This is a genomic window from Bradyrhizobium sp. AC87j1 (assembly GCF_002936975.1).
GTDB lineage: Bacteria > Pseudomonadota > Alphaproteobacteria > Rhizobiales > Xanthobacteraceae > Bradyrhizobium > Bradyrhizobium shewense.
The window spans coordinates 59,982-66,626 of record NZ_PTFE01000042.1; the positions used below are offsets into that span (position 1 = coordinate 59,982).

Annotated in this window: 5 protein-coding genes; 4 read left to right on the top strand and 1 reads right to left on the bottom strand. The window is 58.0% G+C overall.

The genetic code is table 11. The annotated features are described in order from the left end of the window. The first annotated feature begins 644 nt into the window (after positions 1-644). Positions 645-845 carry a hypothetical protein gene (locus CV770_RS21760; RefSeq protein WP_104463791.1) on the top strand — a complete coding sequence of 67 codons (201 nt, stop codon included), beginning with the start codon at positions 645-647 and terminating at the stop codon, positions 843-845. An 889-nt stretch (positions 846-1,734) separates the two neighbouring features. Here the strand turns inward: CV770_RS21760 and CV770_RS21765 are convergent. Next, complete coding sequence (locus CV770_RS21765; protein ID WP_104463792.1) at positions 1,735-1,938, bottom strand: hypothetical protein; 204 nt, start codon at positions 1,936-1,938, stop codon at positions 1,735-1,737. Positions 1,939-2,333: 395 nt separating this feature from the next. On the opposite strand from CV770_RS21765, the gene CV770_RS21770 reads away from it, so the two are divergent. The 3 genes from CV770_RS21770 to CV770_RS21785 form a co-directional block, all read left to right on the top strand. Next, positions 2,334-2,543, top strand: coding sequence for a hypothetical protein (locus CV770_RS21770; protein ID WP_201759973.1), 210 nt, complete (start codon positions 2,334-2,336; stop codon positions 2,541-2,543). 1,353 nt (positions 2,544-3,896) lie between these two features. Continuing rightward, on the top strand, positions 3,897-4,283 hold the full coding sequence (locus tag CV770_RS21775; RefSeq protein WP_104463793.1) for an ectoine synthase: 387 nt from the start codon (positions 3,897-3,899) through the stop codon (positions 4,281-4,283). 450 nt (positions 4,284-4,733) lie between these two features. Next, positions 4,734-6,645 (top strand): AMP-binding protein (locus CV770_RS21785; protein ID WP_146101331.1); only part of this gene is annotated, 1,912 nt, incomplete at its 3' end.

The following is a 6,645-nucleotide window of genomic DNA, read 5'->3' on the forward strand; positions in this document are numbered from 1 at the left end:
CACGCCTATAACCGCGAAATTACTCCCCGATCAAGCTGCGTAAGGCCGAAGATCGCCAAGAGCGCCTAGGGGAGCGAGTCACGGGTCACTGAGGGTGGGCGTCGGATCTCGCGCGATTTCGTCGCCAGACATGGGGCGGGCGCCGGCTTTTGAGGCAAAGATATGCTTCGCCGCAACAATTGATCGCGATGTCCCTCTACAGTGCAGGATGCGAAGCGCTCGGGCTTGGTTGGACGCAGCAGGCTCGATAAGCGACAAATCCTCTGGCGGCAATTGAACCTGATGAGGTCGGCAACGAACTAGCAGGGTCCGAACATTGGCCTGCCGCAGCCGGCCAGCCAGTCCGGCGCGCAATAGATGGCCGAGCATGCACTACGTCATCTCAGAGCATGACCGCGGGGTGTCAACTTAGGCTCTGAGCCCTGCCAAGCTTGTCTGTTAAGCCGAGAGGGGCGACGAGAAAACTAAAGCAGGTCGATCAAGCGAGCTGCTGCAATGGATCAGCCATCGCAGAGATGCTGGACATTGCTCCTCCGTGAAAATCGGGTGACCCGCAGTCGCGAAGCCTCATACGGTCTGATGTCTTGCGTTGCGGTCCAGCAAATGCCCATTATCTTCCTCGATGGGGTGAGGGAGATCTCCCAATGCTGGACGGTGCCACGACCGCGCTCCTGCGCACGATCCTGGATGAGGTTTGCGAGAACGTCTCACCGTATGACGCCGGCGTCCGCGCCTACGTTGCCTCCAAAATCCTGGAGGCCGCCACCAGAGGTGAGACGCGCCCCGATCTGCTTAAACAGATCGGTCAGGAAGCTCTTTCGAAAGCACCAACGATGTGGCGATAGATCTAATCGCGTCGCCTGCGGCGTAGCGATCTGACCAGCTCTCAGGACTGTATCGTGGTCACAAATCGATGGCGGGCCAACGTCACACATGATGCGCGTTATCCGATGGAGCATTGTCATGGCGCATCCTTTCGCGCGCAGAGGACGCGAAGGCTCCGCGCTTGAAGTTCATTGTTCATTTCTGGGCGACATTCACCAGCGTGCGGGTGGTCGGTGTGCCGATTGAGAAGCGGCATGCGGTGTTCGTCAACCACGCGTCCAACGGGACGTTTGTGCGATGGAGATTTCGGCGAAGTGTCGTATCGTTGCGCTCGAGCGTTCCTGGCGGCGGGAGTTGATACGCTCTTACGCCCATCGCATGTGCAGGCTCGAACGATCACACAACCTGGCATCTCGATGCTCTGCTCAAGATCAGACCTTGTTTTCCCGCGAAGCGGTGAGCATCTGCTTTGTCCGTTCGGCTTGTCCAATGGTTAGATTGGCTGCCAAGCTGGTTCCAATCAGCGCTGGGCCCTTACGTTCCCGATCATAAACCATCCAACCCTTCCCGCCCTTCCGCACAAAGAATCTGTTTTGCGAACAAGCGCCGTCTGTCAATCTTAGTACCCCCGTTCATTACCACGATACGTCACGATAGGCCCATGCAAGCCGCCGCCCCGCATTTGCATATGTGAATCGGTTGGCACTTTGCTCGCTGCGAGCGGCCGAGGGTTGAAAGAAGAGAGCAGCTCGCACAAAAGGCAGCGCATCCAAGCCTTGGCGCACGCATCCTTGCGCGCCACGATGCCGGTGAGGCGTCGTGCTGTAACACTCCAGCCGCAAACGCGGGCGAAATCAGTGTTCGGCGCCGAAACCCGTCAACTCACGCGAGCCGGTGCGCCGTTGCTGTTTACTCCTGTGCGAGCGCCGCAAGTGCCCTTTCGATCACTGTGATATCTTGACTGACCTGAGCGATCGCTGGCTTCGGATCAATTCCGGTAACGCAGTTCAACTGCTGCAGTAGCTCCCGCCGATGCGTCAGAAGGTTCTCCAGCGCGCTGCGGTCGTTTAGTTTCACATAGCCGTCCACAATCAATCCAATCGAAAGAGACATCGAAACTCTCAAACAAAGCTGTTCTCAACGAAGAAGCGTATAGCACATCGGCAAATGATGTTCAGCCCGCCGGGAGAGAGTACTGACGGGCGAGCTTGTTGGCGACAAGCGTCCGGCACCCGGGGCGTGACCGACTATTCCTCGCGCTTCACAAGCGTCCAGCTCTGTTTGAGGGACTGGCCGAGCAGAAAGACGGCGTATGGCGAGCCAAAAAGGCTGCGGATCGTCGCGATGGAAATGCTAGGCTAGCTGGAGGAATGATTTCAAGAGCTGCCACGGTTCTTATCCTCCTGCCGAACGGCTTCCGTGATGCGATGACAGCGGCGCGTTGACCGACGACATGCCCGCCTGAACATCTCTTCGTAGAGATTGCGACGACGTCAGGAGCGTCCAGGATGCTCGATAAAGTTTTGGCCTGCATTCGTGCTCACCGTGACAACATCCACCGCTATCGTCGCCTGCTGAAGTCGAACCTGTCGGATGTCGAACGTCAGTTCATCGAAAACCGCCTGCTCGAAGAGCAGACCGCGCTCGAGTCTCTTTCGGCCGAGACCTTCCCGCTCGCGTTTAGCCTTCGGAAGGGGGCGGACATGCCGGCAAGCTAGGCGAGGAGCCGCGAACCGCGCGCGCGTTCCGGACCCCGGCGGCGTGATCTGCTGACTTGCGCGGGGGCGCGGTGGGACCTCAGTTCTACTGAGGGGCGCTCCAGCTGCGTCGATGGAATCTAATTCAAGATCAATATATTAGAGTGTGTCTGGGACTGCGCACGCGACCCAACGAACCAAAATGGTCGCGCGAGCGAGCGGCCTCGTGTCACTGTCATCGCGACGAGCGGGCTGGTCACGGCATTCGAACCCGAATTATATCCGATAAGGTCACCGAGTGCGCATTTGAGGCGTCCGAGCATGAACCTCAAGAAGCATTCCGCGCGCTCGCCCGAGCTTTGGTGGCGCAGCTGCATGTGGAAGCTGTCTCTCGCTCGCGCCCCGGTCTGTCTGCCGTTCACCGCGAGAAGCTGGTGCAGCGGCTCTTGATTGTTTGGAAGCTACAGGTGTTCGGGATAAGCGACCGATTTCTCAAATTTGTGGCGCGCGCGGGGACGAGATACGTCAGAGATCGTCGCAACGCGCTCAATTCGGTCGCGGCTCTCCCGCTCCCTCCACGTCAAAGTCTGCTAAATCGGCGGCCAGAGCTCGGAAGCGGAAGCGCAAGGTTGCGAAAAAGAGAAACAACTCAGAGGGCAGCCACAGGGCGGCGCAGCTTGTGCCAAAATTTCCGACGTTCACAACATGTTTTCTAGTGACGCCAGGAGTAGTTTGCAACTTCTAAAGCGCGGAAGCGGTTTGGGGATCTTGACGGTCCGCGCTGTTCGACCGGTTCTTGCTCGCGGACCTGTTTGTATTCGGCCAATATCTCGGCAGTTTGTTAGATTGGCTACACGCCCAGCCAAATCGTTCTCACTCGCTAGCCAGCTGAGACAGCCGCAACTTCTATCTTTCATCGGTTTGCCACCACGGCATGAGATTTGCTCTCCTAGCTGACACGCTCGGAAACCGCATTCGCGGCGAGAGGCAAGGCAACGAAGGAAGGAAACGACTTGCCAAATCTGCGACTGCAGAGAGTTCATGTCGTCGGCAATGCCTCCAGCAGCATTCTGGGGAAGAGAATGGTAAGCGGCGGTACCAAGGTGGAGCATCAAGCCGGTACGCGCCGATCGGGCTCGGCTGCGAAACACCCTCGCGTCTATAGTTTTAATAGTCGATGTGGGGCGAGTGGCAGGGCTTTTGCGTCTAGTCAATCCCTTAGGGCTACTGCACGGGTTCTCAGCAACCGGCGGCGGGGTTTTTCGACGGAGATCACAGTCGGCCGCGCGACAGAGAGATCGCAGTACCGGGGCAGAACAACCGCCTCCAGCCTTTGGATCAATCACTTCAACCTGGACGGAGCAATCGAACACTATGATTGTGCGTAGCCTGCACGAGGTTGAAGCAACCGATCACTTCGTCGATTGGGGCAATGGTACTAGCCACCGCCTCCTGACGGATAAGGACGGCATGGGTTTTAGCATCTGCCACACCGTCGTGCGCGCTAACACCGTTTCTCTTCTGCAATACCGGAATCATCTCGAAGCCTGCTACTGCATCGGCGGAGAGGGCGAGGTCGAGGACATGGATGGCAATGTCTTTCCCATTCGCCGGGGCGACATGTATGTCCTTGACAAGCATGACAAGCATCTCCTGCGCGGGGGACGGGACAAGGACATGATCCTCGTTAGCATCTTCAACCCGCCCCTCACCGGAACCGAACGCCACAAGCTCGACGACCCTGCAGGCTCCGCGTATTGAGCGTTGTGAAGAAACGCAAATCCAATATGAACTGCCGCTAATTGCGAGAAACATTTACTCGAGCCATCCAGCACTGCCCCGTACCGCACGCGCGGACCTCAGAAAAACTTCTTTGTCCCGGCTTTGCGAAGGCGCGCGCGATGCGGTTCGGCTGAGCTGACAAATTACTTTGGGATTCCAGGCTTGTCCGGAAGGCCATGCGGGCGGGGGGCTTGTGCCGATTAATGGTGCGCTCAGTTGTACGATGTCTGGCGACGCTGTTGGACAGCTGACATAGCACCGCTGTGACGATCGCAGCGATCGCACTCGATTTCACCTTTGGCACGATACATGCGTAATCCTCTAAAGGACGCCATAGAGGAAAAGTCATTTGATGAGAACGCTTACCAGAAGCGCTGACGCGTTGAGTGGCAGCTGCGATACTGCCGGCACCATATTTGGTGATGCGGAATGAGCGATGAACAGGTGCAGAACTTATCTGGCGCACATGAACTGCTGGCGCGCGGGGAGAAGTTTTGGCGACGGCGGCTCGAGCAGTTTAGAAGATTGCATCCTCCTTTCGTGTCATCCTCCGTGGCTGCGGCGCCGTCCCGATGGCAGTCGGGTTCGTGGTTTAGGCCAAGCGCTTTGGCTCAACTTTCCCCACAAGATCGGTCGGAATATCTGGTAACGGCTTGGCTGATCTATCTCGCTCGCATGACGGGGGAAAAAGAATTTCAACTGGGATGGAAGCCTGCATGTGATGGATTGCAAACTGGCTCCAAACTCGTCGAGGTGTTGATCGCCTCCGTCGTGCCGATGGATGTTTGCATCGGACTTGGTCTCGATTTTGAAGAAGTGCGCAAAACCGTAGCGGCCGAAGTCGCTCAGCTGGGGGCGCACGCTAGCTTTGCCCGAGATCTTATCGCGCGCTGCCCGACATTGCGAAGTGTGGAGGCGTTACGGTCGCGCCAGCCTTGGCCGATCGGCATTGCCATCACGACAGAGAGCTGTTCCGTCGCCGACGATCTGACGACGAGTTACAAGGATGGCCAAGCCTTATGCGGCGATTTGCTGACCTTTGAGGTTCGCGCTCTGGATGGGAGCTTCCGCTGGCATTTTGATGCCGCTCGATTAACGCCCAAGCAGATCGACCGCATGACGCAGCATTTGCAAGCTTTGTTACGAGGCGTGATGGACGATGCGGGGCAGTCTGTCGGCCGAATTGACATTCTGCCGACTGACGAGCGCAGGTATCTACTTGAGGATTTGAATCGGACGGCGGCGCCTTATTCGTTTGAGCGATGTATCCATGAGCTGTTCGAGGCGCAGGTGCAAAAGGCCCCGGAAGCGGTTGCCGTGGTCCATGAGAAGGAGAGACTGAGCTATGGCGAACTCAATGCGCGGGCCAACCGGCTGGCGCATTATCTGATCGAGCTCGGGGTCAAGCCGGACCAACCGGTGGCGATCTGCCTGGAACGCAGCCTAGCGATCGTGGTTGGTCTCTTGGCGATCCTGAAGGCTGGCGGCGCCTATCTGCCGCTAGATCCGGCTTATCCGTCAGCGCGCCTGCGGCAGATTGTCGACGATGCAAAACCGAAACTGCTGCTTTGCGATGTCGCCGGTCGAACTGCATTGGGCGCCGAAGCCGTGGCCGATGTGACGGTGGTCAATCTGGAGACGGCGACCTCGACTTGGGGCGAGCGGCCGGCTTCGAACCCGGACCCGGGCACGCTTGGCCTCACATCGCGCCATCTCGCCTATGTCATCTATACCTCCGGATCAACCGGAATCCCCAAGGGCGTTGAAATGTCCCATGGCGCGCTTGTGAATTCGCTTGCGGGGATTGGCACGTCAAAACTGCGCACACTTCAATTCGCGACCCTGAACTTCGATGTGTCCTGCCAGGAATTGTTCATCTGTTGGAAGGATGGCGGAGTGCTTGTGCTCCTGCGGGAAGAGACCCGGAGGCGCTTCTCCGACCTGCTGGAGTTTGCAGAGCGGGAGGCGATCGAGCGGCTTTTCCTCCCGTTCGTGGCATTGAATCATTTTGCGGAAGTCTGGAGCACGCAGCGCGTGCAGCTGCCCTCTTTAAGAGAGCTTTATACAGCCGGCGAGCGATTGCAGGCCACTCCATTGCTTAGAGCGTTCTTCGAAGCACACCCGAACGCGAGATTGATCAATCAATATGGCTCCACGGAAATCAGCGTCATTTCCGAGCACCACCTTGCAGCTGATCCGTCATGTTGGCCCCAGATGCCTCACGTCGGGCGTCCAATCGCCAACACGCGGGTGTACCTGTTGGATGGCCATGGCGCGCCCGTGCCGTTCGGCGCGGTGGGCGAGCTTTACATTGGCGGGGCGGGGGTGGCACGGGGCTACC

What these genes read in the sequence shown, in the direction of transcription:
- CV770_RS21765 (WP_104463792.1), bottom strand. Translation starts at nt 1,938, where the DNA reads ATGTCTCTTTCGATTGGATTGATTGTGGACGGCTATGTGAAACTAAAC.
- CV770_RS21770 (WP_201759973.1), top strand. Translation starts at nt 2,334, where the DNA reads ATGCTCGATAAAGTTTTGGCCTGCATTCGTGCTCACCGTGACAACATC.
- CV770_RS21760 (WP_104463791.1), top strand. Translation starts at nt 645, where the DNA reads ATGCTGGACGGTGCCACGACCGCGCTCCTGCGCACGATCCTGGATGAG.
- CV770_RS21775 (WP_104463793.1), top strand. Translation starts at nt 3,897, where the DNA reads ATGATTGTGCGTAGCCTGCACGAGGTTGAAGCAACCGATCACTTCGTC.